Origin of the sequence: Wolbachia endosymbiont of Drosophila barbarae (genome assembly GCF_044752445.1) — a bacterium.
GTDB lineage: Bacteria > Pseudomonadota > Alphaproteobacteria > Rickettsiales > Anaplasmataceae > Wolbachia > Wolbachia pipientis.
On the sequence record NZ_JBIXJM010000231.1, the window covers coordinates 1 to 1,356 of the forward strand.

Below are 1,356 nucleotides of genomic sequence, written 5' to 3' on the forward strand. Positions count from 1 at the left end.
TTATCTACCCAGGTTTCTCCAAGCGTTGTGTTGATCCAAACTTTCAGTAATTGTTCACTTTCCTTTGCATGCAGAAAATCCTCTACTGCTTGTTGCCAACTATACCACCCAACTGGGCTATAAAGACTTGAAAGGTGAAATCCTATTACTTTGCTATTGTGTACTTGATTTGTAGCTCTCCATTCTCCACGGTCTAGCATCTCTGTCTTTTGATGATTTTCTATTTTGCCGCTACATTCAGTGCAGACATAATGTGCTGTTCTTGAGTCGTTGTTTTCCCATTTAATTTGTGACCATTTCAGAACTTGATAGTAATTACAATGTGGACATGGTACAAAAAAATATCTCTTATCTGTTGCTTCAAATTCTTTCTCAATTCTGCTTATTCCATGAATCGTTGGTGTTGATACTAAAAAAATCTTTCGCCTTGCAAATGTATTAGTTCGAGCAATACTAAGCAGTACTGGATCTCCTTCTCCTCCTGAATCTCCTGGATACGCATCAATCTCATCAAGAAAGAGATACTTTACTGGCATAGATCTCAGTGCTACACTGCTATTTGCTCCGGTTATTACTACTATTCCACCTGGAAATTCCTTACTTTGTACAGTATTGCCTGAATCTCTTGATCTTGGGTCTTTTACTTTACTTTTTAAACATGGTGTACTCTCTATTAACGGCGCAAATCTTCCTTTTGACCAACGCTTTCCCATTTCAACTGTAGGCTGCACAACTAGCATTGGTCCTGGTGTTTGATCGATGATATAGCCTATCCAATTATTTCCTGCTTCTGTTCCTCCAATCTGTGCTCCTTTCATGAATACTACTTTTTCTGCTGGTGAGGACGAAGAAAGTGAATCCATTATTTCTTTTAAATAAGGAGTTCTTTCTGTTCTCCATTTTCCTGGCTCTGATGCTGCAGTTGCTGCTAGAACTCGATACTCATTCGCCCACTCTGATACTTTAAGCTCTGGATCTGGTTTTAAACCTTCAGAAAATGATGTGGCGTATATCATATTGCTAGCTCTTCACCATCATTAGATGATACTTCAACATCACTTAAATTAGGACTACTTGTTTTCTCACTTTCGAGTTCAATAAACATTTTCTTTTCAAGCGCTTCTTCTATATACTTCTGAATTAAATTACTCATTACTATTGCAGCTATGAGTGCAACTATTCCCACCATTACTGCAGCTATAATGTTAGGGTAAATTCCCACTATTGCTATTGCACATACTGTTATAGAAACACAGATGATATTGATATATTTCTTTATTTTTTTGTCTGCTATTTTCCTTTCTTCAAAATATTTATTGCTCAATAAATGAAACGTTGGAAAGTTGTCATTTTTTC

The 1,356-nt window shown here is 36.7% G+C and carries 1 protein-coding gene and 1 pseudogene; both read right to left on the reverse strand.

The window, feature by feature from the left end:
• Positions 1–1,016: phage terminase large subunit family protein (locus ACIPNH_RS05340; protein ID WP_400772114.1), on the reverse strand; the 1,016-nt coding region annotated here is incomplete at its 3' end.
• A pseudogene (locus ACIPNH_RS05345) lies at positions 1,013–1,356 on the reverse strand (ankyrin repeat domain-containing protein); the annotation flags it as partial. The pseudogene ACIPNH_RS05345 and the gene ACIPNH_RS05340, both read right to left, overlap by 4 nt.